Raw genomic sequence first — 26,357 nt, 5'->3', positions numbered from 1 at the left:
CCGGGTGGGCGGCTCACCGCGTTTTTGGCCGAGAGCGCGGCCGCCCGAGACAGGTCCCTCCGGTCGCGAATCTGGCAATGCCGCCGTCTACCGACTCTGCTGTCGCATAGCGAGGGGGTCCCCCGATCCTCTCGGGGGACCCCCTCGCGTTGTATTGGAAAGTATTGGAAAACGATTGTCTTGACTGACGCGATGAGACATTGGCGCGAGTGCTACCGGCAGAGGCTGTGCTCTTTGGCGGACGCGGTCAAGTCGATTCGGCGTCGAGACACCATTGCGGCACCGATCGCGACTGGCCAAGCCGCCGCGTTTCTCTGTGCGCTTGCCAACCGGGATGACTACGAAGACTTGGTGCTCTTCACGGGTCTTCTCACCGAACCCTACCTGGTCATTCAAAAACCGGGCGTTCGCCTTATTAGCGGTTTCTACGGACCGGTCGAGCGAGCGCTCACGGCCGGGGGTGCGCGAATCGAGTATCTGCCCGCCGACTTCCTCGGTTGGGAACGATACGCCCTACGAGCGAAGCCGCGCGTCGTCGTATCCGCCCTCGCGCCGATGGACGTCAATGGGTACTTCAGCTTCGGATTGCATGCGGGGGCATCCTTCAACGCTTTTCTGGAGGCTGCTCGCGACCCGCAACGACTCGCGATCGGCGAGGTCAATTCGACCATGCCTCGCGTCTTCGGCCTCGGGGAGTTTGGCGGGCACCGCATTCATGTGTCGGAGATCGACTGCATCGTCGAATCCGACCGCCCGGTTTTCGAGTTACCCGAGGTGCTCGCAACGGAAGAGGACTACGTGATCGCCGCGTCCGTCGAGGGCTTGATTCGGGACGGCACAACCCTTCAGTTCGGCATCGGTGGGGTGCCTAACATCGTAGCGTCGCGCCTCGCAGACGGGCCAAAGGGCGACTTTGGGATTCACACGGAGATGATCGTCGATGGCATCATGCGCCTGCACCAGGCCGGCAAAGTAACCAATCGCAAAGGAGTCTATGACGGACTGTCCGTAGGTACGTTCGCAGCCGGTAGCCGGGCACTCTACGACTGGATGGATGACAACAAGACGGTTCGCATGCTGCCGGTAGCCCAAGTGAACGACCCCGCGATCATCCGTCGGAACCGCCGTATGACCAGCATCAACGGTGCACTCGCAATCGATGTGGCCGGCCAGGTGATGGCGGACACAATCGGTGCACGCCAGTACTCCGGTGTGGGCGGCCATGAGCTGTTTGTCATCGGGGCACATGACAGCGCTGATGGGCGTAGCATCATCTGCCTGCACTCTACCGCGCGGGTGAACGGAGAGACGGTGTCGACGATCGTACCGACGTTGGCGCCCGGTACCTGCGTGAGTACCCCACGTCATCACGTGCAGTACGTCGTCAGTGAGCACGGCGTGGCGAACCTAGGCATGTTGACCGATCGTGAGCGCGTTGATGCGCTGATCGCGATCGCTCACCCAGAGTTTCGCGAGCAGTTGCGAGCTGAGGTGGCGCTGCGTGGTTAAGCAGCCGTACCAGTCACCGAGACTCGTGATACGCGCCCGCAGTTACTTCGTGAAGGACCGGATGAAGAGTTGCTCGATAGCCCTGGCGCCGTTGTCACGCAGGAAGCGTGTGCCGGTGCCGGCAAAGTGCTGGTGAGTGATCGTCGGCTCTTCTGGTTGCCAGGTCGACCCCGTCCAACGTTCCCAACGATTGCGATCCTGATCGAAGACGAACAGAACTTTGTTGCACAGTTTGGCGAACTCGGCACCCCAGCCGGTGCCGCCCATTACCGTGTCGTCATCCTGGATCTTGCCGACGACGTAAATCTCCTGCGCGTTGTTGACCTGGTGCCAGATCGTTTGCAACACACGCTTGATGTACTCGGTATCGGGATAGCGACGGTTCATCAGCTTGGAGACATACGCCAGGCTGACATCGCCATGCTGCAGCTCTTCGAGGCTGAGGGTGCGCACGCCGCGCGTGCGCTCGATCTCATGCCCCTCGAAGGTGAGGTTCATTTCCTCCACTCCATACTTCTCTGCCGCCGCGCCGAATGCCGCTTCGGCACCCTTGAGGCCGCCGCTGTACAACACGCATTCATTGGCTTTCATGTGGGTCCTTTCGACAAAGGGTCTAGTTCCGAGCGGCTTGGCGACGTGCTCAGTCCCCGTCAGCTTTGCACAGTACGCCGGCGCTGAGGAAGAACGTGCCGGTCTGATTGACCGCGAGCCGATACAAGTCGGCGGCGCCGCCGGGTTCGATCTTGGTCACGACGATCGCGCCCGCCGACGTCCGCTCAGAGCCTTGATCGTCCCGATAAACGTAGCCAGCCGGAAAGGTGAACGCGGGTTCCAAGGCATCGCCGACCACCAACTCGCCGGCGCGGGCTTCAATCATGCCGGTCTTGAATACGATCTGCGTCGGCGCGAGCCGAAAGCTACGGCCGTTCTCGAGCGTGAACTTCAGCACCGGCTGCTGCTCGGCGGTCTTCTCGACGTGCTTCATCAGGCGAAAGATGTGATGACCTTCCGCGTTGCGCGTCATCACTGCAATGGCGTTACCGGCTACCGCTTTGATCGTCATCGAACCTTCCGGGGTTTCGACTTTAGTATCCGCCGCAACTGCCGAGCACTGCTGCGCCATTCTCTCCTCCAAGATCCGTGTGTAGCGAATCGCGCGCCGCGGGTAAATCGCTCAGGTCGCTAGCACGACCGTCAGCGCTCGCCCAGTCAGCACTCGCCGCCAGGCGGTTTCGATCTCGGCGGAACTCAACGTCGCCGCGATGCGCTCCGCCTCGGCCGGCGCGGGAAATCCGGAGAGCGCGCCTTCCGCCAGTGCCAGCGCTTGATTGAGGCGGCTCTCCGCCAGTGAAGCATAGCGATAGCGAATCTTCTTGCGCGCGCGCACCAACTCGTCGGTGTCGAAGCCGTCGCGGGCTGCGCGCAAGCAGGTTTCTTCAACCGTTCGTAGCAAGCGATCCATCTGGCCGCGCGCCGCCGTGGCCGACACCATCGCCACGGCCCAGTCGGGTCCCCAATCGAGCGTGGCCGAAACGTCATAGCCCAAGCCGAGGCGCTCGCGGATTTCTTGAAACAAGCGGCTGTCGGGATCGGCACCCACCACATCCAATGCGACGCCGAGGGCGACGAGCTCGCGCGGTGCGGGCGTCACGGTCATCATCTTGTTGACGTACGCTTGTCCGCCGCCGAGTCGGCGCAAGCGCAACCGTCCGCTGCCGCCAGCGACCACGGCGGGCGCCGCGGGTGCGGCGCGACCATCGGCGTGGCTAAAGTGTGTGCGCACGGCCGCGCGTGCATCGGCCACCGGCGCTCCGCCGACGATTGCCAACACCGTGTTGGCGTGCACGAAGCAGCGCCGTAGAAACGCGGTGACGTCGGTAGCGCCGATCTCTCGGAGACTCTGCCACGTGCCAACCACCGGGTGCGCTAGCGCGCCACCAAAGAAGCGGCACCAGCCTTTCGTGTGCAAATAGTCACCCGGATCATCGGCGCGGCTGCGCAGCTCGTCGAGCACCACCCGCCGTTCCTTGCGCAAGCGCTCCGGGTCGACCCGCGTGCGATAGAACTGTTCGGCTAGCAACGCCAGCGCGGCGGGCACGTCTTCGTTGAATACTTCGAGCGTCAGCGAGATGTCCTCGTAGCCCGTGTCGGCGTTGTGCTCGCCGCCCAACTCGGCAGCGCGACGATTGAGCGCAAGTTGATCGAGCGAGTCAGTGCCCTGGAACAGCATGTGCTCGGCCATGTGAGCGATGCCGGGGAAGCGGCCGTCAAGTCGCGCGCCGGCGCGGACCACCAATGCGATCGCTGTCAGCGGCCCGGGCAAGTGTTGGTAGCGCACACGCAGCCCACGATGACGAAATGAGTGAACTCGACTCGGCATGAAACGATGTGGTGGCGATGGATTAGCACGCTCAGGGCGCGCGATGAATGAATTCGAGCGCCTGGACCTGGTGACTCGCGTCGAGTACGCCATGCTCTCGCAGATAGCTGAACATCGCTTCGACAGACAATACGGCGTGTAAGCGCAGCCCGGCTTCGTTCAGCCGGCGCACACCCCACGCATCGCGCTGCACCACGACGGCAACATCCTCGACCACCAACCCCGCTTCCCGCAGTACCTCGATCGCCTCGATCTTCGCGCCGCCGCTGGTGATGACGTCATCAATGACGAGCGCGCGCTCACCGGGGGCGAACTCGCCCTCGATGCGCTGCTTGGTTCCATAACTCTTCGCTGCTTCTTTGCGCGCGTAAATCATCGGCCGGCCGCTCTCCAACGCCATCGCCACTGCCAACGGCAGACCGGCGTACGGGATTCCGGCGAGACGATCGTAGGCGAGCGGAGTGGTCAACTTCACGACGAGCCGGGCCGCAAGCCGCAGCACCGCAGGGTGCGAAACCAGTCCGCGCAGATCGATGTAGAACGGCGAGACCCGACCGTCCTTCAACGTGAACGCACCGAACTTCACCGCGCCGATGCGGTGCAAAGCGATCGCGAGATCGCGGGCGTCCCCGTCATCCACTAGGTGATCGCTCCAGGTGCCGCCGCTATGATCATCGGCGTAGACCGCCCCGCCTACGCAGCACCCACAGCGCCGCCGGCAAGACAAACGCCAATGCGGCTTCTGGTTCGCTGGTCGCGGTGCGTGGATCAACGCGACAACTGCAACCGCCACCGCCGCCGCTCCCTGGTGTGAGTGTTGCTGTAGGCGATGGACGCGGTACGCACCGCATGTTGGCCACGTCGCAAACGTCGCCGGGTGGGCAGTCGTCATCGCTATCGCAGTGACCAGGCGGCACGCACTGGCCGCCGATGCAGACCTGCGGCGCCGGACATTGATCGGTGCGCGAACACGTCCGCACGGGCGTCGCCGTGATGCTTCCGGTCGGTGTCGGCGTCACACATCGGTCCATCGAACAGACTAGGCCGCCCGGGCAACCGTGGGCAACGCACGAAGTTGCGGTCGCGGTGGGCGTGGGTGTTACGCAGCGGTCCATCGAACAGACGAGCCCGGCGGCGCAGCCGTTGGCGGCGCACGAAGTCGGGGTCACCGTCGGCGTCGGGGTCACGCAACGATCTGCCACGCACACCAAGCCAGTTGGGCAGCCTGCATCACAAGGTGTCGGCGTCGTGGTTGGTGTGCTCGTCGGCGTATCGGTGGGTGTGCAGGTCGGAAGTGGCGTCACGCCGGGGATCGCTTCTCCGGTGAGAAACGGATTGATGGCGACAAAAACATCCGCGACGTGGTTGGTGTCATCCGCCACTAAATTGCTCGCGTCGGATTGAAAAGTGACCCATTCCCCGTCGCCGCTCAGGTTCGGGAAGTTGCTCGCGCCATTGGGCTCGACGCCCCCTTCACCGGTGATGCGCGCGATCAAGCTACTCGAGCGATCGAGGACCATGATGTCGGCGACGTTGTTGGTATCACCCGCGAGGAAGTTTGACGCCAGCGAGACGAACGCTAGGAAGCGGCCGTCACCACTAAAGCTTGGGGCGTCGCTGAAGCCATTGGGGGCGATGGCGGCGGCACCACCGGTCGCACATCCGTCGGGCGGCTCGACGCGAGTGGTCACACCCAACAGGCGATCACGGATGAAGACATCGGTCGTCTCGTTGGTATCCCCCGGCACGAGGTTGCTCGCATCAGATGCAAACGCGACGTAGCGCCCGTCATCGGTAATCGTGGGGTTACGGCTGGGACCATTGGCTGCGTGGCCGTTGAGGGTGACGCTAATGCGTTCGAACTGCTGCTGCTGGTTGTCCCACAGGATGATCTCATCCAATGTGTTGTCGGGGTCGGTACCATTGATGAAATCCGTGGCCCTCGACACGAAAACCACGTAGCGACCGTCGCCGTTCAACACGGGAGAATGGCTGGGGCCGTTGGCCGAGTCGCCGCGCTCAGCACCGACCGCGGCGCGGCTGATCAACGCGGTCGTGCCTTGATCAAGATCGCGCACGAAGACATCGGTCGTTTCATTGATGTCGCGCAGTGCCAGGTTGCTGGCGTCCGACGCGAAGGCGACGAAGCGACCGTTGTAGGTGATGGCGCTGGGTTCGTCGCGGCTGCCACCGCCGCAGTTGTTGGGATCGTCCAACGGACATGGCGCAAGCGGCAGGCTGGTGCGAGTCACCACTCCGGACGTTCGACTCTTGAGGAACGTATCGGCGCGGTGGTTGGCGTCGTCGAGAACGAGATTCGCGGCGGCGGAACCGAATGCAACCAACTGGCCATCGGATGACAGTGCGGGGGGGAAGCTGAAGTCATCGGCTTCGCGCCCGTCGGTCGCCACGCTCACCCTCGTAGTGGTGTCGCTGACGCGATCGCGGACGAATACGTCGGTGACTTGGTTGTTGTCGTTGCCGACCAAGTTCGTGGCATCGGACTTGAAACCGACCGTGCAGCCATCGAACGAGAGATCCGGCAACAAGCTACGCTGATTCCCTTGGGCGGAACTGCTGCTCACGCTGACACGCTCGATGCGTCGCCCGTTGCAGTCGGCGGCCACGGCGTTGCGTGCCACCACCCAATCGGTCGCGACCACGAGTACGATCATTGTCAGTCCGGCAATCCAAAACCGGGGAGATCCCTGCTTGCCACAACCACTCCGCATCGCCATGAGATTGTCCTCCGAAAAGTGGTCGTGCGATATCACAACCGCGCGGCGGGCCACAACCTGGGATCGCGTGCAAATCGTGTTTCGGGGAAGGGAGGTTCTCTCACCAGCGGAAGAGAACGCCCATCAGCTTCTCCATCCGCCCCGAATACCGGACCGAGTGGGGGAACCACGCGATTTCCGACCGCCGGGCGCGTCGCTCAACGAGCACTGCCTGCGGCACGCAGAACGCCCGCAGGCCTTCCGCGCCACCGTGCCGCGCACCCACTCCGCTCTGTTTCACGCCGCCGAATGGCAACTCGGGGCACCCGGCCGACAGCAGGCACTCGTTGACGCCAACACTGCCGCTCTCCAGTCGCTGAGCCAGCTCGATGCCGCGTCGCACGTCGCGCGTCCACACACTCGCGCTCAGACCGTAGCGGCAGTCGTTGGCGAGACGGATTGCCTCTTCGCGATCGGCCACCTCCATCACCCCCATCACTGGGCCGAAGGTTTCCTCCGTCATCACCGCCATCGAATGGTCGACGTTGCCGAGCAGCGTCGGTTGGAAGTAGTGACCGTGACCACCGATCGACAGCGGTCCGCCGCCGGTCAAGATCTGCGCGCCCTTGCGTTCGGCATCCGCCACCTGCGCCGCGACGATGTCAATCTGTCGAGGACTGGTAAACGGGCCGTAGTCGATCTCGGCGTCGGCGCCGTTGGGTCCGACGCGGAGGACACGCATCTGCTCGACCAGCTTGCGCTTGAACTCCTCCGCCACCGCGCGCTCGACATAGATGCGTTCGACCGACATGCACACCTGGCCGCTCATCAAGCAGCCGCCCCATGCGGCGCCGCGTGCGGCGCGGTCGAGGTCGGCATCGCGCAGGACGATCATCGCGTCCTTGCCGCCGAGTTCGAGCAGGACGGGGGTCAGGGTGCGGCTGGCGCGCTCCATAACCGACCGACCGGTTTGCGGAGACCCAGTCACGCACACGATGTCCGCCTCATCGACCAACGCGGCACCGGTTTCCCCCGCGCCGACGAGGATCTGGAGTACGTCGCTCGGAAGAACACGGTTCATCGCCTCGACGGCAGCTCGGACCGCGAGCGGGGTCAGCTCCGACGGCTTGATGAGCACGGCGTTACCGGCGAGCAGCGCAGGGATCGCATCGCCAAGCGCCAAGGTGAGCGGGGCGTTCCACGGCGCGATCACGGCGACGATGCCGAAAGGTTTGTAGAAGATGTGCCCGCGCTTGCCGAACAGAGGCCGCGCGCTCACCCGCCGTGGCTTGAGCCAGCGTGGGGCCCGCTTCGTGAGGTAGCCAATGTCGAGGCAGACGGCCATCAGCTCGCCGACCACGTCGGCGCGCGCCTTGCCGGTTTCACGCTCGAGCAAACCGAGGATCGCGTTCCGCACGCGCACGACCTCGCGCCGCGCCCGCTTGAGCAGCCGGGCGCGCTCGCGCGCCGGCAAGGCGGCCCAAGCCGGCTGCGCCTGCCGAGCCCGCGCGGCGGCGCTTCGCACCGCCAGCGCATCATCGATCGGAAGCTCGGCGATCACATCACCGCGGGCAGGGTCGCGGACTGCGAGATGTTGCGCGAGATGCGGCGAATGAGACGAGATGTTCGCGGTCGCAGTATCGATCGTCATGACATCGACTCCTTGTGGTTTCCGGCGTCGGCGGTCTAGGCGTCGAAGAGGACATGTAGCCGGTCCGGTGAACGCAGGGCCAATCCGACCACCTGCGGTCGGTGCGCGGAGTCGAGCCGAAGATTGGGTAGACGATCGAGGAGTGCGCCCAGCGCGACGCGGGCCTCGGCGCGCGCCAGGTGCGAGCCGGCACAGAAGTGCGGGCCGAGTCCGAAGGCGAGGTGGTCGTCGCGACGACGATGCAGGTCGAATTGGTCCGGGTCCTCGAAGTGACGCTCGTCACGGTTGGCCGAACCCAAGGCGGCAGACACCAGTTCGCCGGCGGGGATGTCGATGCCGGCGACGGTCGCGTCCGTCGTCGTTTCGCGCGACACATACTGTATCGGAGCTTCCCAGCGCAGCGTTTCCTCGATCGCGAGATCAAGTTTCGAGCGGTCGACCTGCACCTCCTCGAGCTGATCGGGGTGCGACAGGAGGGCAAAGAGCGTACTGCCGAGCAGCCTATAGGTGGTTTCGGCGCCGGCGGGTAGCAGCAACCGCAGGAAGCTGAGCACCTCTTCGTCGGTGAGCCGCTGGCCGTCGATCTCGGTGTGCAAGAGCGCGCTCAGGAGGCCGGCGTCCGGCTGGGCCCGGCGCTGATCGAGAATAGGGCGCAGGTAGTCGATGAGCCACGCCGATGCCGCGAAACCCTTCTCGGGGTCGTCGCCGATACGCAGCAGGTCCGCCGCCCAATGATGGAAGGTGGCAAAGTCATCGACCGGGATGCCGATGATATGCGCGATCACCCGCATCGGAAACGTGAACGTGAATTGCGGGATGAGATCGGCGCGTCCATCGGCGACGAACTGATCGATCAAGTGATGCACTGTCGCCTCGATCATGGCTTCGACGCCGCCGCGTAGGGCGCTGGGCGCAAAGAACGGAGTGATCAGGGTCCGGTGGCGGAGATGCTCACGCCCGTCCATTTCGAGAATCGTGCGGCCCATGACCAGCCCAGCGCCGCGGGCATTGGCGCGCGACGAGAAGAGCGTGGGATTCTTGAGGATGGCGAGCACGTCGTCATAGCGTGTGACCAGGTGATCTCGCCCGAGGAGGCCCTCGACACAGATCACGGGCTGCTCCTGCCGGAGACGCCGATAGACGGAGTACGGATCCACGATCGGACTCATCATCGTGCCACCAAAGAGTTCCATGTCAGTAGGCATACGGTATCGGCTCCTCATGCATCGCCGCGCAGCAGTTCTCGACTCTTCCCGAGGTGACTACGCCAGCGAGGTCTTTGTGCCCGAAGCAGGTCCGAGCAACGTGAGAATCACCCGTGTCAAATGATCCTTCACCGCTTTCGCTACAACCGGGTTCGTTAGGTCGCGCCCGAAAAGCTGGCGGTAGTGCGTCGTCGCCAGGATGTGATGGTGGAGCACTCCTTCGATCGTGATGAGGAGCAGCCCCGGGTCCAGCCCGCGAGTGCCAAGGTGCCGGGCCTTCAGTGTGGTGCGCATGAACCGGAGCCAGCTGCGGTCGCTGAGCGCCAGCTGTCGCGGGAGCCCTTCGCCGAGGGCGGCGCGGGCGTTCAGGCTCAGGCGGGCGCGATTGGCCACGAAGAAATCGAACAGGCGCTCGATGGTGCGCTGCACCAAAGGGCGAGGCTCGGTGGTTTCTGCGAGGACCTGCGCCACGATCTGCTCGACGTCGCGGTCCCACTGTCGGAGAATCTCTTCGTATAGACGACGTTTCGAGCCGAAGTGGTGCTGGATAGTGAACATGCGTACGCCGCTGGCGCGAGCCAATTCACGCAGCGAGGTCGCGCCGTATCCCTTGCGGGCGAAGACCTGCTCGGCGCGCCGGAGCAGGCGGATGCGAGTCTGAGCCGCCTCGGCGCTGCTGCGGCGGCCGGGCGTCCTTCGAATCGGCTGTGGCGTGCTGGTCGCGCGGTGCATCTGATTATTGTGCAAGTGACCAATATTACAATGTTGCGACTGTCGTCAAGTGCGGCCCGCGAGTGGGCGGCTGGGGCAGCAGAGTTTTCCATTGCCGGGGCCGGCGAGGCACCTTATAATCGAACACTTTCCAATGACAACTTTCACCGTTCGCGGCGGGACGCCGTTCGCTCAGCACCGGCGGGAGCAGTTGATCCAACGCGCCCCAGGCGCGCTGATTACCGCAGCGGCCATGGTCGCGCTCTACAATGTCCTGGTGGTTGCGCTCGGCACGCACACGATCAGTGGTCAGGTGCTCTACGCCGTCGAAACCGCCATCCCGTTCGGCGGCGCCTTTCTCTTGCGACTGCGCGCGGCACGTCGCCATGTTGAAAGAACCCTGCTGCTGCTCGATATGATCTTCACCACGTTGGTCTTGTCGGAATTGTTCCTTCCCCAAGCCAACGTCGCAGGGATCTCCCTCGCGCTGGCGCTGAAGCTCGCGGGCACCGCGCTGGTATTTCCGTGGGCCCCGGTGTGGCAGGCGGCGGCCGCGGCGTACACGCTTGCTGGCTACACGCTGGCAGGCATGATCACCGGCGTGATGGTGGGCGCCGGACCGAACATCATCGTTGCGCCGCTGGTCGGAGCGATGCTGTGTATCGTTGGCGCCACCTTGGTGGATGGACATCGGCGGGGCCTGTACGCGCAACAGGTTGCGTTAGCGGAATCGGAAGAAAAGTACCGCTCGCTCACCGAAGGGGCGGTCGCGGGCGTGCTGGTGTACCAAGACGACCGGTTTGTGTTCGCCAACGAAGCGACCGCGCGGATGCTAGGCTACTCGCGCGAGGAGCTCATCGGGCAATCACACAACAAGCTGTACCGGCCCGAAGACCTAGCAGAAGCCGAGCGCGCCCTCGCCGACCTGTTGTCGGGGCAACGCGGGCCGTTCGAAACGTTGTTGCGCGTGTCACGACGCGACGGGCGTGAAGTCCAGGCGCGGGCGAGCTTCAGTTGTATTCAGTACGACAGCCGTCCGGCGGCGCTCGGCGTGGTGATCGACGTGACGGAGGAACGTGACCGCCAACGCGAGGCCACTCGGCTGGCGGCTGAGATGTGCGCGTCAGAAGCGCGCTACCGCGATCTGTTCGAGAACGCCACCGACCTGATTATCGAAACCGACCTCAATGGATACTTCATCGGCGCCAACCCGGCCGCCCTGGCGTTGGCGGGATACGCCGCCGCTGATCTGCAGCGCGGCCTCCACCTCTCGCACCTGGTCGCGCCCGACTTTCGGCCAACCGCGATGCAATTCCGCAGCGAGCTTTTGGCTGGCGTTGCAGTGCAGCAGCCGCACGTCGTGCCGCTGGTTGCGCGTGATGGATCGCGCCACGAGATCGAGTTGTACACGCGGGTGATCCAGAGGGATGGCCGCCCCATCTACGTCCAGAGCATCGGGCGTGATGTCACCGAGCGCCAGCGCGTTGACAGCGAACGCCAGACGCTGTTGCTGCAAACCCAGCGCTTGGCGGCGTTCCAGCATGCGCTGACGGCGGTTGCGCCCGCGCTCCACGGTTCGCACGGACTCGACCACACGTCGGCGCAGATCGCGGGCATTTGTCGCGATCTGTTCGATGTCTCGTGTGTCTATCTGTGGTATCGCGAGGGTGACATGCTGGTAGGCCGTGGGGCCAGCGGCGAGTGGGCGGAAGAATTTCGCACCTGGAGTGTCCCGCTGTTCGATCCGCAAGCGCTGAGCACGCGGGCGTTCGAGGAGAAGCGCCCCGTCTACGTCAATCGCATTGAGGAGTCCGAGTGGCGCAATCATCCGGTGGCGCAGGTCGGCATGTGCGCTTGGATGGTGATCCCGCTGTTCGACGGTGACCAGATTCTTGGGGCACTGGCGCTGCTGGATCGCGTGAACCCTGAGCGCTTCGACGCCCAATCGGCCGAGTGGGCGCAGATTTTCGCGGCCCAGGCGGTCCTCGCCATCGAAAACGCGCGGCTGCGCGACCGAGAGCGCGTCGAAGCACGGGCGACTGCGCATTTGTTGACGTTCGCGCAAACCTTGCACGCAAAGCTCGGCGACCCAGCGCTGCGCCGCAGCTTGGCCGAGGAGTCAGCGCTCCTGCTCGATGCCGACATCACCGCTATCGTGATCCATGACGCCGAGCAGAGTCGTTTCCGCGTGGCCCATGTGCACGGCCTCGATGAGGAACAGCGCCTGGAGATCGAGGGCCTTGAGTTTGAGCCCCAGACGGCTCCGGTCTTCACCGCCGAGGCCCGCCAGTTCAGCCGCGCCGCAGCCGCGAAACCTCTCGCTGCCATGATGATGGAGCGCTGGGGGATTGAGCACGTACTCTATCTTCCTATCCGCCGCGATCAGACTTTTCTGGCGTTGCTGGTGTTCGCGCGTCGGCGAGAACTGGCCTTCTCCGACGACAGCGTGCGACTCGCCGAAGGGATCGCGTATCATGCGGCAACGACGCTCGAGAATGCACGGCTTCTCGATGCGCTGCACGCCGCCAATCGTTTGAAGTCGGACTTCGTGGCCACCATGTCGCACGAGCTCCGCTCACCGCTGAACGTGATCATCGGCTACACCGACTTGCTGCGCGATGCGCAGTTCGGCGCGGTGACGCCGCAACAAACCGAGACGCTCGACCGCGTCCTGGCACAATCGCAGCAACTGCTCGAACTCATCAACGCCACCCTCGATCTCAGCCGACTCGAACGCGGCGAAGTCGGCCTCGCCCGGGAACAATTCGCGCTTGGGGAGCTGTTCGGGGAATTGCAAGCGCAAGTCGCCCCGCGGCTGGCGAAGGCGGCAGCGGCCGTGCACTGGCAGCCGGTCAACGGCATGCGCGCGCTGCACACGGATCGCGGCAAACTTAAGTTGATCGTCCGCAATCTGCTCGACAACGCACTGAAGTTCACCGAGGAAGGACGGATCGATATCGCCGCGCGCGAGATCGACAACGCGATCGAAATCCTGGTGCGGGACACTGGCCGAGGGATTCCGCCCGAGTCGTTGCCCAACATTTTCGATATGTTTCGGCAAGTCGATTCGGCCGATAGCCGGACGCACGGCGGGGTAGGGCTGGGGTTGTACATCGTGCGCCGCCTGGCGGAGATGTTGGGCGGCACTGTCGGCGTGGAGAGTCAGGTCGGCGTCGGCTCGACTTTTCGCGTCAGCGTTCCACGTCAGCTCCGTGAACCGCTGCGCGCCGCGGAATCGGCACCCTCGGCTTGACCCGCGCGCGGCTCCAAGACTAGAAGGCTTTGCGCTAGCCGGGTTGTGCACGGCTGACGGTCGGAGGGGAGACAACATGCGACGGCGATCCTGGGCAGTAATCCTCATAGCGGCGCTGCTGATGCAGAGCGCGTGCGCCACGATGCAGAAGCCTTCGTGGAACAAGCCGGTAGGCAAGTGGACCTGGATCTCCGCGGCCGTATGTGGCGCCGCCGGCGCCGGGGGCGGGTACGCCATCGCGGATAACATCCCGGGCCATTCGTGTGCCACCACCACGACCGGATCCGAGAGCCAGCAGAACTGCGTTCGCGACGATCACAACTACGCCGCGTGGACGGTGGGCTTGGGTGCGGGCATGGCCGTCCTGTGTGGCATCGCCGGCTACCTGTTCTTGGATCCCGGCGAGCAGGTCGCCAGCGCGCCGCCGCCGCCGCCAGCCGTGGAAGTGCCGCCTCCTGGGCCACCGATTACACGCAAGCGCATCGTGTTGCGCGGCATCACCTTCGACTTCAACAAGAGCATCGTCCGCGCCGAGTCGTCGCCGGTGCTCGATGAAGCCCGCAACACGTTGCTCGCCAACCCTGGCGTGAAGGTCGTCGTCGAGGGATACACCGACTCGATCGGCAGCGACGAGTACAACCAAGCGCTGTCGATCCGGCGCGCCGAAGCGGTGTACCGCTACCTCGTCAATGGCGGCGTGCCGCCAGAGCAGTTGAGCACCGTCGGCTTCGGCAAGACCCATCCGGTGGCGGACAACAGCACGGATTCGGGTCGGGCGCAGAATCGTCGTGTGGAACTGCGGGTCGAATAGTTCGGCGAACGTTGGCATCCACCGGCCGCGGGCAGTGCGCAGACGTTGCTCCACGTTGGATACTGCGTTGACTTGGCTCACGACGCAACGTAAAGCTCGAAACCGCTTCGGTACGCGCCCGAACGCATACCGCAACCAATGGAGGACTACATGATCGTTCGTGTAAAGGTGTCGGCGCTAGCCATCCTCGCCGCGGCGCTCCTGGTGTGTGCTGGACCGAGCCGTGCCGATGTCGTTCCGGGCGAGACTATTACCAAGGACAACATCGAAAAAATCAAGGATCTCATCTCACCCGGGATTGAGTGGTGCGTGCAGCACGGCATGCAGATGAAGATCGTCCCGTACAAGAAGGTCGAGTGGAACAAGGCGTTTCGCGAAGCGACCGAGAAGTACTCCGGGCAGGTGAAGCTTGCGCCCGACGGGCGCTCGCTGGTCGGGCACGTCGCCGGACTACCATTCCCGAACCTCGATGCCAACGACCCACAGTACGCTCTGAAGCTGATGTGGAACTACGAGTACAAGCCCTTCGTCACCGATGACGAAGACCTGCGTAACTTCGACGCCGACACCGGTCCAGTCGCCGACGGACCGATGGGGGTGGAACGACACTTCCTGCTCGATCACCTCCGCACCCTGCTGTACAACGGCCGTATCATCGTCGATCCGAAGCCGGAACGGCCCAACCCGGATCAAGTGCGCGGCAAGAGTTCGCTGCATCCCATCCTGGAACCCTTCGACCTCAAGGGCATCGGCTCTACCAGCATCCGTTACCTCAGTCCCGATCGTCAGGACGATACGTGGCTCTACTTGCCGACCCTGCGTCGGGTGCGCCGTTTGTCGAGCGCGCAGCGTTCCGACGCGCTGTTCGGCCAGGACACGGATGTCGACAGCTATGGCGGCTACGCCGGACAGATCCCGTGGTTCGATTGGAAATTTCTCGGCGAGAAGGAAATACTCGCCTCGTTCCACTCCGACAACTTTCCGGTCAAGTACTGCGACAACGGTGGCGACTTCATCTTCTGCGACAACTGGGAGAAGCGCAAAGTCTGGGTCATTGAAGGCGTCTCGAAGCTGCCGCAATACGCGTACGGCAAGCGGCTGATCTTCCTCGATCAGGAGAGCTACCTGATTGCCTTCAGCGATATGTTTGATCGCTCCGGTCACCTGTGGAAGGTGTGGGTCAACCAGTGGTCGTTCCGCAAACGCGCGACGCCGAGCTACGGCGTCGAGTACCCGGACGAGATGCCCTTCCAGCCCAGCATCACCATGGTGGACATGCAGCTCAGCCATGCGACGCGCGCGGCGTTGCCGAGCAACAAGTTCCCCGGTGAACAGGGGTGGTACTTCAATCAGGGAGAGAAGTCCGGCATGACGGAAGAATTTTTTACCATCGCCGAGTTGATTGCCTCCGGTACGTGATTCGGACGGAGCTGTTGTCCGCGGAGAGGCGGGGTCGGCGACGGCCCCGCCTTTTTCGTTTGGCTCTCCGGCGTCGAAGTAGCGAAAGCGCCGGTTTCGTTAGTTTGATGGCTCCCACGCTTGGAGGCCGATCCTGGCAGTTGGGCGTTTTGCCCGCGGCACGAGAGCTGCTCTGGTATCGGGTAACAGGTCGTCCCCCCGACCTGATGCTTCCTCGTCTCAACGGAGGCATCGCCGCCGGCTAACGGCGATGCCTCCGCCTCCTCTTGTTCCACAACAAACGTCAGCGTGGGCGCGGTGAGGCGCCCAGCACCTCGACGCGAAATCCCGCCGCCCGCCACGCCGTGCGATTCACGCAGCCACGAGTGTCGAGGATCACGCGCCGCGCCATTCGTTGGGCTATGTCGACGGGATCCAGTTGCTGGTAGGCCGCGTGTGGTGTGAGCAGAACGATCAGATGTGCGCCGTCTACGCAGCGGTGCAGCGCCGCGACATCGCGATGATCACCGACGTGAGGGTCATGAGTCGCCACTTGGGCGCCAGCGCGGGCGACGAGCAGATCGCGTACGCGGACGGCAGGGGACTCGCGCGCATCGTCCACATCGCCCTTGTATGCCTGGCCGAGTAGCGCGATCTTTGGCCGAGTGACATCGCGCACGAGGTCGATGGCCCAATCGGTCATCACTTTTGGCACGCCGTCGTTGAGCTCCCGCGCCACGCGTAAGAGGCGTGTCGCCTCGGGGAGCTTCTCCACCAGAAACCAGGGATCGACGCCGATGCAATGACCGCCCACACCCGGTCCCGGCTGGTGCAGATGAACACGGGGATGGCGATTGGCAAGCTCGATGACGCGCCACGCGTCGACATCGAGGTCCTCGGCCATGCGCGCGAGCTGATTGGCGAGCGCGATGTTGACGTCGCGGTAGGTGTTCTCCATCAGCTTCACCAACTCCGCTGTCATCGCGTCGGTGCAGATGATCTCGCCGTCAACGAAGGTGCGGTAAAGCTCGGCGGCGCGCTCGGCCGCGCGTGATGTGAGCCCGCCGACGATGCGGACGTTGGCAAGTAACTCCTTGAGAATGTTGCCCGGGATCACGCGCTCCGGACAGTACGCGACATCGAGGTCGCGTTCGGCGCTCAGCCCGGATCGTTCGAGCACCGGAGCCAGCACGTCGCGCGTGGTCCCGGGCGGCGAGGTCGATTCGAGCAACACCAGATTGCCTTTCCGCAGAACCGGCACGATCGACTCCGCCGCGCCGCGCACCGCAGCGAGATCCGCACGGGGCAACCCCTCGCCGCGTTGCAGCGGTGTTGGCACCGCGATGACGAAGATCTCTGCGGCTTCGGGACGCGCGGCGGGACGCAGGTGGCCGGACTGCAGCGCCGCGCGCACCACGGTTGCCAAACCAGGTTCGTCGATGTGCGGTTCACCGTTCGCGAGTCGCGCCAACACGCGGGGGTCGGTGTCAACGCCCAGCACACGATGGCCGGCCGCGGCGAGCAACGCCGCAGTCGGCAAGCCGACATAGCCGAGCCCGAGAACGCAGATCGACGCCATCACACGCTCGGGTGCGTGGCAAAATAGGCAGCCACCGCCGTCGCGATGCGCTCGGCGGCACGACCGTCGCCGTAGGGGTTCGCCTTCGCTGACGATTGCGCGCCTGCCGAACGCTCGCGCAGCAAGCGATCGACCTCGCCGCAAATCCGCGCCGGATCCGTGCCCACCAAGGTTGCCACCCCCGCGGTGATGCCCTCCGGCCGCTCGGTCTTCTCGCGCATCACTAGCACCGGCGTGCCCAACGACGGCGCTTCTTCCTGTACGCCTCCGGAGTCGGTGAGGAGAATCACCGCGCGCTGCATCAATGCGACGAACGGCAAGTAGTCGAGCGGCTCGATGAGCGCGATGCTCGGCACACCACTTAACAAACGGTGGACGGGCTCGCGGACGTTGGGATTCAAGTGCACCGGATACACCAGGGCGACGTCTGGATGTTCCGCGGCGATTTGTCGGAGGGCGCGACAAATGTTCAGGAAGCCCGCGCCGAAGCTCTCACGACGATGGCCGGTGACGAGAATCATGCGGCGACCACGGCTGACTTGTTCCACTGCGTCCGGTAGCTGTACCGCGATCTCGCCGCGCGCCAGGCGACCCGTCGTCGCCAGCAGCGCATCGATCCCGGTGTTGCCGGTCACGGTAATGCGATCGGGGGCGATGCCTTCCGCGAGCAAGTTATCGCGCGCCCCGTTGGTTGGTGCGAAGTGGAGGTCGGCGAGCACCGTTGTGACTCGGCGATTGATCTCTTCGGGAAACGGACTTGCCGGATCGCCGGTGCGCAAGCCGGCCTCGACGTGAGCCACCGGTACGCGGGCGTAGAATGCCCCCAGCGCCACCGCCATCGTCGTGGTGGTATCGCCCTGCACGACAACGAGATCGGGCCGCTCGTCGGCGAGAACATCGCGGATGCCACTGAGTACAGCCGCCGTGATGTCGGTGAGATCCTGCCCGGCGCGCATGACGTTCAAATCGCGGTCTGGCTGAATCGCAAATGCGCGCAGCACTTGATCGAGCATCTGGCGGTGTTGCGCGGTGACGCACACGTGTACGTCGGCTACGGTTCGCAGCGCCGCGATCACGGGGGCGAGCTTAATCGCTTCCGGACGCGTGCCGAACACCACGAGAATCTTGCGCGCCGTCGCCACTACGCACCTCCCGCGGCAACATGCGCCTGCAGCCGTTGCCGCAACTGCTCGGCAATCTGCGGCTGCGTCGCGATGACGTTGGTGGTCTCCGCCGGATCGCTGTCGAGATTGTAGAGTTCCTCGCGCACATTCTGGGTGCGGACTGTCTCGGGCACCGGCGGTGGTGACTTGGTGTCGAGCAGCGGCGACGGCTCGCTGCGAATGAACTTCCACGGCGCACTGCGCCAGGCGCGCCGCACGAAGCCGAGACGCACCGCGGTGTCGCCGTCGGTCACGGTCGTGCTCAGCACAGCGGTTGCCGGCAGATAGGTTTCGGCATACGCGTCGCCAGCGGCAGGTTCGGCGAACACATCGCGACCCATTGCCGCCGCGGGCGCGGCGACTCCCAATAGCGCGGTGACGGTGGGTACCACATCCACCGTACGAGCCTTGGCGATCTGCTGCCCGGGCGCAAGCCGAGCGGGAAATCGCATGAGCCATGGTACGCGCAGACTGGGTTCGTAGAGGTCCGCGCCATGACCGAGAGCGTCGTGCTCCATGAGGCTCTGTCCGTGGTCGCCGAGCACGACGACCAACGTGCGATCGGTCCAGCCGCGCTGAGCGAGCGCGGCGAGCAGCTGACCGATCTCGTCATCGACGCGTTCCACCGCTTGCGGATAGGTGTTGAGCAGGGTCTCGATCTCAACCCCGATCGCGTGCCGCTGATCGCGCTTCTCGTGAGCGCCGAAGTAGTGAACCCACAAAAAAAAGCGACCGCCTCCATGACGAGCGAGCCACGCGGTCGCCGCGTCCGTGACGGCGCCGTCGGTACGATAGCTGTCCGCGACGACCTTGCGCGCATGATACTCGCGAGCGGCATCAAGATCGTCGAAGTGCCGCCGCGGTACGCGCGAGACGCGCGCGAGCGGATACTCCATCGGCGCATTGTAGCGGTCGTCGTAGTACGCGAAGCCGCGCGCCAGCCCGGTACTGCGATCCGCGGGATACGCCCCCACGACCGCAGCGGTATTCCATCCGGCTTGCTGCAAGCGCTGCGCGAGGGTTTCGAAACCATCCGCGAGCGCTTGCTCGGGCAGGCGTAGCCGATGCCGACTGACGTCGACGCCGGACAGAATCGTCGCCAACGCCGGTGTCGTCCACGGCACGTCCGTCACCGCGTCGCGCACGAGCACGCCCTCCGCGGCTAGTCGATTGAGCGTCGCGACCTGGATCGAGCCGCCGTAACACGACAGGCGATCCGGGCGAAGGGCGTCTACCGTGATGAGCAACAGATTGGGCCCGGGCCGCGACCACGTGTACCACCCCAGCACACCCACGAGCACGACCGTCAGCGCGGCCCATCGTCCGATACGCATCGTCTGTTTATGTCCGTCTTCGCTGTACACAGCCGTCCGGCTGCGGTCAATGTCGCATGCGCGTGGGGTGCGCCAGTGAATCATCGGATATGGTACGCGTGACCTCATGCCGCGCAGGCTGCTATAGGCGCGCTGTGCGCTGGCGACTGTTGCTGTGGTACGCGGTGATCGGGCTCGGCCTTGCTACCGCCAGCGTCGGAAACCATTACTTCGCGGAGAGTCGCGAATTGGCTACCGGTGGGTGGTGGTGGTTGGGTGGCGTCGGTTGGCTCGCCGTCGCGGCGTTACTGGGCGATCGCGATCCCGACGCGCAGCCGGCACCGCCATGGCGGCGAGTCGACTGGTTCGCGCTGCTGTCCATCGCGATCGTTGCGCTGGCATTTCGTTTGTGGCGGATCACGCAATATCCGCCGCCCGATGCGTTTGGCTTCGAGGAAATCCAGACCGGCTATCTCGGCTATGGCTTCTATCGCGACTGGCGCTGGCCGCTCGAGTTCCCGCTGACAAATCTGCTCCCGGCGCTCAGTTTCTATCTCTTCGGGCTGACGTCGGAAGCCTTGCGTGCGCCGTTCGTTCTGGGTGGGGTGCTCGCTCCGGTATTCCTGTTCCTCGCGCTCCGACGCCTGATCGCGTTGCCCGCTGCCTGGACCGCCGCGGTGTTGCTCGCCGGCTGTCGCTGGGCCGCCGCCGCCGCGCGCTTTGCCGACGAGATTTTCTTCCCGTTGTCGATCATGGCGCTGACGCTGTGGTTGTTCGTGCGGGTTGTGCAACAGCGCCGACGTGTCGACGTCTTCCTGCTTTCGGTCGTCAGTGCTGATCTGTTCTATGCCTATACAGGCTATCGGGTCTTTCCCTTACTGCTTGCCGCAAGTTCGGCGCTGCTCGCGCTGTCCGCGTGGCGCCACGCCAGGCTGTCGGGCGCCGCCGTGCGACACTTCGTCCTTGGTGCTGCCGTGTGGGCGGTCCTGCTCAGTCCGGGTGTGGTGGCGACGGTCTACCATGGCAGTGAGATTTTTTCGGAGGCGATCCGGCGACACGGTGACGGATGGAAAGAAGCCGTAGCCGAGCAGCGTCCCCTGGTCGACCTCATCCGCCCGATGATGAAACGGGCCCGCGACGGCTGGGCCGCATTCGTCACGACGGGCGACGAAATCGCGTGGGTCAACATTCCACGACACGCGATGCTGGATCCGGTGACCGCTGCGCTGGCGACTCTCGCGCTGCTGAACGGCATGCGGCGTTGGCGCGATCCGTTGCGGCGACTCACGTTCGTTGCGTTCGCGCTGCCGTTCGCGGCGCTGGCGGTCATTCCGACCAATCTGAACGTCTCGCGCTGCTTTGTTCTGTTGGTGCCGCTGTTCACGCTCATCGGTCTGCTGGTCGACGATTGGGTGCGCTGGCCCCGAGTGCCGCAGTGGATCGGAACAACAGTGGCGGGGGCGACCGTAGCGGCGGCGCTGTGTTTCAACGTCGCCGAAATGCAGCGGCTCCTCGATAGCCCGGTCGTGAAAGATGCGTTTGTGGTGCCAGAGAACACCGTGCTCGACGCGATTCATCGAGTGCCCGCGGGGGTACGCGTGGTGCTGCTGACGACCGACGTTAGCAACGCCTTCGGCCCGTCCGACTACGTCTGGCTGACCGCGCACGCGACCGGCGGACGTGCCACCTCGCTTGCGGCAGCGCTCGATGTCCGCGATGGCTACGAGCACGCGCCGAGATATTGGATCACCCAAGGCACGCACGAGTCGGAGCAATTGCCGGCCCTGGTTGCGACGGTGTGCCCACACTACACGACGGCGATCCATCGCGACCCCAACCTGCGGAATCCCGACTCGATGGCGACGGTCGGTGTGGTATCGGTGGAATCGACGAGCGACTGTGGGGCGGCGCCAGCGGTCGGGCTGCGAGCGGACTACAACGGCGAGCAAGCGAACGGCGAGGCCGTCACTCTGTGCACGATCGATCCCGCGCTGATGATGCATACGATTCCAACCGCGTTCACCGGCGGTCTGCTGAATGGACGTTTGGCTAGCATGCGCGTGCGCTGGTCGGGTCGAATCGTGCCGCCGATCGCCGGGACGTACGGCGTGCGCCTTGAAGTGCGCGAGGCGGCCACTCAGCTGCAGATCGCTGGCCAGCAGATGGAGATCGAAACCGAGGGTTGGGAAGGGAAGGGGATCGAGCTTCAAATGGAGCAAGCGACGCCGGTTGTGATCACTCTTCGCGCGGTTGCCGGCGCGCATCCAGCCGTCCGCCTCTATTGGACCCCACCGGACGGCGTGCAGTCGCTGATTCCGCCCACCGCGCTGCAGCCCGACGGCGAGTAGGTGGCGGAGCTACTCGCGCCGGAGCGCAACGTAGGACGAGAACTCACCGCGCTGCAACAGCAGCAGTAAACTGTCCGTCGCCCCCGCAATCGCCGTACGGTACTCGCGCACCGTGCTCACCTCGTGGCGATTCGCTTCACGGATGATGTCGCCGGATTGCACGCCGGCTTCAGCGGCGGCGCTGGTGGGCGCGACCGTGGTGATGACTATCCCGCGCCGCTGTGTCGGCAGGCCGAGGCGGCGCGCCAGGTTCGGCGTGAGGTCGGCGATCGCGAGGCCCCAGTCGCTATCCGTTGCTGCGCGGACTTGCGGCTTGGGCTCGGGCAGTTGCGCCACGGCGACGGTGAGGCTCTTCTCCTCCCCATGGCGGAGCACCTTGACCTCCGCGTGCGAGCCCACGGGCGTGTCGGCCACCAGGGTCGGAAAGTGTTGCGAATCGAGCACCGCGTGACCTTGGTACTCGATGATGACGTCGCCGCGTTGCAACCCGCCGCGCTCGGCGGGTCCGCCGGGGATGACATCAGCGATCAGGGCACCGTGCGGACGATCGAAGCCGAACGACTTGGCGAGATCCGCAGTCATCTCCTGAATGCTGACGCCGAGCCAGCCGCGGACGACTTTGCCGTGCTCGCGCAACTGATCGATGATGCGGCGCGCGAGATCGATCGGAATCGCAAATCCGATCCCGACATTGCCGCCGCTCTTGCTGAAGATCGCGCTGTTGATGCCGATCACTTCACCGTCCAGGTTGAGCAGCGGACCGCCGGAGTTTCCCGGATTGATCGACGCGTCGGTTTGAATGAAGTCGTCGTACGGCCCGGCACCGATCACGCGCCCGACGGCGCTAACGATGCCGGCGGTCACGGTTTGTGCCAACCCGAACGGATTGCCGATGGCGACCACCCAGTCGCCGACTTCGAGCGCGGCGGAGCTACCCAGCCGTACCGTCGGGAGTGTACCGCGCGGTTCGATCTTGATCAGTGCGACATCGGTCTTCGGATCGCTGCCGATCAGCTTGGCGTCGTACTCTTCCTTGTCCGCGAGGCGGACGCGAATGAGCGTGGCGTCGCGGATCACATGCGCGTTGGTGACGATGTAGCCGTCGGCACTGATGATGAACCCGCTGCCCAAACTGCGGCGGGGTGCGTTGCGCGGTGGCGCCTCACCGAAGAAGCGGCGGGAAAACTCTTCGAGCGGTTCGCCGCCAGCGCTCGGCCGCGCGCCCTGCGCCGCGAAGATGTGACAGACCGCGGGGCGGGCGACCTTGGCGACCGGTGCGAACGATGGTGGCGCCGCATCGCTGCTGTGTGCGTGCGCACTGGTGGTTGAAAGCGCAGCGTGCGCGACTGCCGCGAACACGACGAGCCGCCAATGTACACTTCGCATCGTGATCAGGCCGCGACAGGTTACGGGGCTGCCGGCAGGCGGTGAATAAGGGGACGGGCCACCCGCGCCAGCGCCAGCGCCACGATCGTGCCCACGACACTGCCGCCCAACGCGTCGCCCGCGAGCTGGCCGAAGCCCGGATGCGCCCCGCCCCACAGGCTCAGCGAAGCGATCGACAGCACTGTTGCCAGGGTGAGTGTCGTCAGCAACCCTTCCGACTCGCCGCGCGGCCTCCAGGCGTCGATCACCACCGCGCCGCAAGTGAGCAGCAGACCGAGACCCGCTAACAGAATCACGGGGAAGCGATCGGGGTAGAGCTGCAGCGTGACGGACGTGATGGTGTCGGCCGGAGCGATGTCGGAGAGCGTCACGCTGACCGGCTTGTCGCCGGCCACTTGAATATCGTGGAGTCGCTCGGTGTGGAGTTCGCGCACCGTGGTGCTACCGCGGCGGCCGAGGCGCTGCTGCATGTAGCGCTCGGTGAAGTCGCCTTCTAGGGTTTGCGCCGGCGCGTCGCCTGCGGCGAAACCCAGTCGGTAGTGGGCTTGTCGCGCGCTCTTCGTTTGGCTGGGGCCGAACACGCCTTGCACGACCAAGCGATAGGCGCCGGGGCGGCCTTCGAGCGGAAGCTTGGTGGTGTCGTGTTCTTGCAGTTGCTCGGTGAACAACGGTGCACCCGGGTCGATGGTGGCGACGAGGGGAATGGTGGTAGTGGCCGCCCAGACGATCGCATAGGCCGCGAGGAGCAGCGCCAGGCGGGTGCTGGTCCGTTCGCTGATGAAGGCGCGGAGCCCCGCCCACAGCACAGTCGCCAGCGTTAACAACGAGAGCGCGATGACTGCCGGAGCACGATCGAGCGCTTCGATGTTGTAAAGGACATACAGGACCAAGGCAGCCGGTGCGGTCAGCGCCGGAATCACCCAACCATGGAACGCATCCAGGATAGTGAGGCGGGTGAGCGAAGTCCCGGCGCTACGCGGCGTGTCGCGGCGCTTGCCGCGGGAGGTTTTGGTTGCCATCCGTTCTCTCGTCGGTCTCCGCGGCAGTATTGCCGCATCAGGTAGAATGCGACGACCGCGAGACGGCGGCGCACACTAGCATCCACGTCGCTGAGGTTCCAGTCGCCGTGCGCTCAATCGATGGCTTGCGAGTGATAGCGGAAGATGCGCCAATCCTCGCAGCATCCCGTATCTTCGAACAGTGGCGATTGCCGGAAGCGACGGGCGACGGCTTGCGCACTCTCCTCGTGCGGCCATTGGCGATGAAGATCGATGATGACGGCGGTGGTGTCGTATGCATCGAGCATGATCTTCACATCGGACATCGGCGTCGACGGATCATAGATGCGATACGCCAAACGCTGCCGCGCGACGTGATCGGCGTAGGGCGAGCCGTGCTCCGGCAGCATGATGAGCACGTTGCAGCCGAGATAGTAGGGGAGCAAGTACGATGTCCACGGATCGGACGCGACGGTACAGGGGGCGCTTCCGTTCGCGACCGCTTTGGCGATCGGTTGCCAATCCTGACGGGCCAGCGGGCCAGAGAAGGTGCGTGTCATCGCGTAGTCCCAGAGAGCTGTTCGATACGTTGCGATTCCAATCCACGAGCCGACAAACAGTATACCTGCCGCGAGCGCGAGCCGTCCAGGTAGCCACCGACGACGGTCGCGGCAACGGTCGCGAATGGATTCGGTGGCGCCGCACACTCCGATTCCGATGAGCAACGAGAAGGGCATCAGGAGCACGACTCGATCGGCCCATGCGGCGGCCAGCAGCACGACGCATCCGTATAGCGGCGTCAACAGCAGCAGCAGGGCCACGGCGGTGGCATACAACGCATAGCGATCCGCGATAGTTGCACGGCCGCGTCGCCAGCGCAGCAAACTGAAGATCAGCCCTGCCCCGGCCGGAATCCAGAGCGGCGCGGGAAGCGCGGCAAACATTGCCGTCGGCGATCGCATCGTAAGGGTAACCGGGCCGATCGATTGAGTGTAGTTGTCCCAGCTGTCGCGGAAGACGTGGGCGATCTCACGTGGGCGGTGGTACCAAGCGTCGATGAAATTGAGTAGCCATGGTGCCGCGACCAGCAACCCTATTGCCCAGATCAAGATGATGTGTCGTTGCGAGCGAGGCGCGGGGCGCCGATGTGCCAAATCAAGCACGCCGACCGCGAGCATGGCGATCCCGCCGACGAACAAGTGGGTGACGAGACAGACACCGAGGGCGCAGCCTGCGGCGACGTCGTACGGAATGGAGTTCGACTCATGCGCGCGGCGGCGCCACATGAGTGCGAGCGCCAGAGGGGCGAGCGCGATGGCCCGCGGATACGACAGCACCGCCCAGGCGGGTCCGGGCGCGCGTATCAGCAACGTCACCCCGGCCCCGATTGCCGCAAGGCGTGTGTCAGATGAGAGCGCGCGGAGCCATGCGAACTCTGCCGCGACGACGAGCGGCGCGGTGACGTATGGTGCCAGCAGCAACACATCGAGCGGCGGGAGCCCACTCAGCGCGCTGACACTGGCGGCAAGGATGTGGGCGAGCGAGTAGTAAGGCGGCGTCGGCAATCCGGCATAAAACGGGTCGCCGGGAAACCAGCCGCGCTCAATCGTGTGCCGGATGACCGCGAGATGGGCCCAGGTGTCCGCGCTTTCGGTCGTGAGTGAGGGCCACAGGCCGTGCGCGGCCGCGGCATAGACCAGAGCGATCGCGAGAAGAACACACGCCCAGACTATCTCGGCAATGCGTCCGCGGGTGTGCAAGTCGGATGATTCAGTCACGGGCCTTGAGCCAACGCTTCGATCACTCGATGTCGTACACCGCAGACCATGCCGCAGTCGAATTCGCCGCGCGTGCCACTACTACGATAGCCGGCGTATCGAGAGCAATGAGCGATACGGTCTCGGGATGGGGTGAGCGCAGCGAGGTGATTCGCAC

19 protein-coding genes (1 of these 19 running past the window's edge) are annotated in these 26,357 nt (G+C 64.7%); 6 read left to right on the top strand and 13 right to left on the bottom strand.

Annotation, left to right across the window (positions count from 1 at the left end; genetic code table 11):
- A protein-coding gene (locus tag HYR72_00285) for a hypothetical protein (GenBank protein ID MBI1813400.1) crosses the window boundary here: on the top strand, positions 1–110 show its 3' portion. The gene continues 493 nt to the left of window position 1, outside the view; only the last 110 of its 603 coding nucleotides appear in the window; its start codon lies off the left edge, out of view; its stop codon occupies positions 108–110.
- Between the two features lie 124 nt (positions 111–234).
- Positions 235–1,509: a 4-hydroxybutyrate CoA-transferase gene (locus tag HYR72_00280; GenBank protein MBI1813399.1), complete on the top strand. Its 1,275-nt coding sequence runs from the start codon at positions 235–237 to the stop codon at positions 1,507–1,509.
- 42 nt (positions 1,510–1,551) lie between these two features.
- Here the strand turns inward: HYR72_00280 and HYR72_00275 are convergent, their stop codons facing one another.
- The 8 genes from HYR72_00275 to HYR72_00240 form a co-directional block, all read right to left on the bottom strand.
- A complete protein-coding gene (locus HYR72_00275) occupies positions 1,552–2,100 on the bottom strand; it encodes a hypothetical protein (GenBank protein ID MBI1813398.1) in 549 nt (182 codons plus the stop codon).
- A gap of 49 nt (positions 2,101–2,149) precedes the next feature.
- Positions 2,150–2,632, bottom strand: coding sequence for a hypothetical protein (locus tag HYR72_00270; GenBank protein MBI1813397.1), 483 nt, complete (start codon positions 2,630–2,632; stop codon positions 2,150–2,152).
- A gap of 51 nt (positions 2,633–2,683) precedes the next feature.
- Positions 2,684–3,847 (bottom strand): insulinase family protein, encoded by a 1,164-nt coding sequence (locus tag HYR72_00265; protein ID MBI1813396.1) that lies wholly within the window; start codon positions 3,845–3,847, stop codon positions 2,684–2,686.
- A gap of 73 nt (positions 3,848–3,920) precedes the next feature.
- Positions 3,921–4,529, bottom strand: a complete 609-nt coding sequence (gene pyrE / locus HYR72_00260) for an orotate phosphoribosyltransferase (protein ID MBI1813395.1) — start codon at positions 4,527–4,529, stop codon at positions 3,921–3,923.
- Between the two features lie 31 nt (positions 4,530–4,560).
- Positions 4,561–6,627 (bottom strand): PD40 domain-containing protein, encoded by a 2,067-nt coding sequence (locus tag HYR72_00255; GenBank protein ID MBI1813394.1) that lies wholly within the window; start codon positions 6,625–6,627, stop codon positions 4,561–4,563.
- Positions 6,628–6,727: 100 nt separating this feature from the next.
- Positions 6,728–8,257 (bottom strand): aldehyde dehydrogenase family protein, encoded by a 1,530-nt coding sequence (locus HYR72_00250; protein MBI1813393.1) that lies wholly within the window; start codon positions 8,255–8,257, stop codon positions 6,728–6,730.
- A 35-nt stretch (positions 8,258–8,292) separates the two neighbouring features.
- Entirely contained in the window at positions 8,293–9,462 is a 1,170-nt protein-coding gene (locus HYR72_00245; GenBank protein MBI1813392.1) for a cytochrome P450, read from the bottom strand.
- Positions 9,463–9,519: 57 nt separating this feature from the next.
- A complete protein-coding gene (locus tag HYR72_00240; GenBank protein MBI1813391.1) occupies positions 9,520–10,194 on the bottom strand; it encodes a TetR/AcrR family transcriptional regulator in 675 nt (224 codons plus the stop codon).
- Positions 10,195–10,327: 133 nt separating this feature from the next.
- On the opposite strand from HYR72_00240, the gene HYR72_00235 reads away from it, so the two are divergent.
- The 3 genes from HYR72_00235 to HYR72_00225 all read left to right on the top strand — a co-directional run bounded on the left by HYR72_00235 (position 10,328) and on the right by HYR72_00225 (position 15,656).
- Positions 10,328–13,426, top strand: coding sequence for a PAS domain S-box protein (locus HYR72_00235; protein ID MBI1813390.1), 3,099 nt, complete (start codon positions 10,328–10,330; stop codon positions 13,424–13,426).
- A 76-nt stretch (positions 13,427–13,502) separates the two neighbouring features.
- Complete coding sequence (locus HYR72_00230; protein ID MBI1813389.1) at positions 13,503–14,237, top strand: OmpA family protein; 735 nt, start codon at positions 13,503–13,505, stop codon at positions 14,235–14,237.
- 150 nt (positions 14,238–14,387) lie between these two features.
- Positions 14,388–15,656: a DUF1329 domain-containing protein gene (locus tag HYR72_00225; GenBank protein ID MBI1813388.1), complete on the top strand. Its 1,269-nt coding sequence runs from the start codon at positions 14,388–14,390 to the stop codon at positions 15,654–15,656.
- A gap of 283 nt (positions 15,657–15,939) precedes the next feature.
- Here the strand turns inward: HYR72_00225 and HYR72_00220 are convergent, their stop codons facing one another.
- Together HYR72_00220 and wecB are read right to left on the bottom strand one after the other, a co-directional pair.
- Positions 15,940–17,214, bottom strand: a complete 1,275-nt coding sequence (locus tag HYR72_00220) for a nucleotide sugar dehydrogenase (GenBank protein ID MBI1813387.1) — start codon at positions 17,212–17,214, stop codon at positions 15,940–15,942.
- Positions 17,214–18,836, bottom strand: a complete 1,623-nt coding sequence (gene wecB, locus HYR72_00215; protein MBI1813386.1) for a UDP-N-acetylglucosamine 2-epimerase (non-hydrolyzing) — start codon at positions 18,834–18,836, stop codon at positions 17,214–17,216. Before wecB ends, HYR72_00220 begins: the two co-directional genes overlap by 1 nt.
- Positions 18,837–19,845: 1,009 nt before the next feature.
- Here wecB and HYR72_00210 point away from each other — a divergent pair.
- Positions 19,846–22,038, top strand: coding sequence for a glycosyltransferase family 39 protein (locus HYR72_00210; protein ID MBI1813385.1), 2,193 nt, complete (start codon positions 19,846–19,848; stop codon positions 22,036–22,038).
- Between the two features lie 9 nt (positions 22,039–22,047).
- On the opposite strand, the gene HYR72_00205 is transcribed toward HYR72_00210, so the two are convergent.
- The 3 genes from HYR72_00205 to HYR72_00195 all read right to left on the bottom strand — a co-directional run bounded on the left by HYR72_00205 (position 22,048) and on the right by HYR72_00195 (position 26,200).
- Positions 22,048–23,424 (bottom strand): DegQ family serine endoprotease, encoded by a 1,377-nt coding sequence (locus HYR72_00205; GenBank protein ID MBI1813384.1) that lies wholly within the window; start codon positions 23,422–23,424, stop codon positions 22,048–22,050.
- A gap of 20 nt (positions 23,425–23,444) precedes the next feature.
- A complete protein-coding gene (locus HYR72_00200) occupies positions 23,445–24,443 on the bottom strand; it encodes a hypothetical protein (protein MBI1813383.1) in 999 nt (332 codons plus the stop codon).
- 113 nt (positions 24,444–24,556) lie between these two features.
- Positions 24,557–26,200 carry a hypothetical protein gene (locus HYR72_00195; protein MBI1813382.1) on the bottom strand — a complete coding sequence of 548 codons (1,644 nt, stop codon included), beginning with the start codon at positions 26,198–26,200 and terminating at the stop codon, positions 24,557–24,559.
- Between the last annotated feature and the right edge of the window lie 157 nt (positions 26,201–26,357).

It is taken from the genome of Deltaproteobacteria bacterium, from assembly GCA_016178705.1.
Lineage (GTDB): Bacteria > Desulfobacterota > Binatia > HRBIN30 > JACQVA1 > JACOST01.
Note: the sequence above shows the minus strand (reverse complement) of the source record. Positions and strands in the feature narration are given on the sequence as shown.

What these genes read in the sequence shown, in the direction of transcription:
- HYR72_00275 (MBI1813398.1), bottom strand. Translation starts at nt 2,100, where the DNA reads ATGAAAGCCAATGAATGCGTGTTGTACAGCGGCGGCCTCAAGGGTGCC.
- HYR72_00270 (MBI1813397.1), bottom strand. Translation starts at nt 2,632, where the DNA reads ATGGCGCAGCAGTGCTCGGCAGTTGCGGCGGATACTAAAGTCGAAACC.
- HYR72_00255 (MBI1813394.1), bottom strand. Translation starts at nt 6,627, where the DNA reads ATGGCGATGCGGAGTGGTTGTGGCAAGCAGGGATCTCCCCGGTTTTGG.
- HYR72_00250 (MBI1813393.1), bottom strand. Translation starts at nt 8,257, where the DNA reads ATGACGATCGATACTGCGACCGCGAACATCTCGTCTCATTCGCCGCAT.
- HYR72_00245 (MBI1813392.1), bottom strand. Translation starts at nt 9,462, where the DNA reads ATGCCTACTGACATGGAACTCTTTGGTGGCACGATGATGAGTCCGATC.
- HYR72_00240 (MBI1813391.1), bottom strand. Translation starts at nt 10,194, where the DNA reads ATGCACCGCGCGACCAGCACGCCACAGCCGATTCGAAGGACGCCCGGC.
- HYR72_00235 (MBI1813390.1), top strand. Translation starts at nt 10,328, where the DNA reads ATGACAACTTTCACCGTTCGCGGCGGGACGCCGTTCGCTCAGCACCGG.
- HYR72_00230 (MBI1813389.1), top strand. Translation starts at nt 13,503, where the DNA reads ATGCGACGGCGATCCTGGGCAGTAATCCTCATAGCGGCGCTGCTGATG.
- HYR72_00225 (MBI1813388.1), top strand. Translation starts at nt 14,388, where the DNA reads ATGATCGTTCGTGTAAAGGTGTCGGCGCTAGCCATCCTCGCCGCGGCG.
- HYR72_00220 (MBI1813387.1), bottom strand. Translation starts at nt 17,214, where the DNA reads ATGGCGTCGATCTGCGTTCTCGGGCTCGGCTATGTCGGCTTGCCGACT.
- wecB (MBI1813386.1), bottom strand. Translation starts at nt 18,836, where the DNA reads ATGGCTCATGCGATTTCCCGCTCGGCTTGCGCCCGGGCAGCAGATCGC.
- HYR72_00205 (MBI1813384.1), bottom strand. Translation starts at nt 23,424, where the DNA reads ATGCGAAGTGTACATTGGCGGCTCGTCGTGTTCGCGGCAGTCGCGCAC.
- HYR72_00200 (MBI1813383.1), bottom strand. Translation starts at nt 24,443, where the DNA reads ATGGCAACCAAAACCTCCCGCGGCAAGCGCCGCGACACGCCGCGTAGC.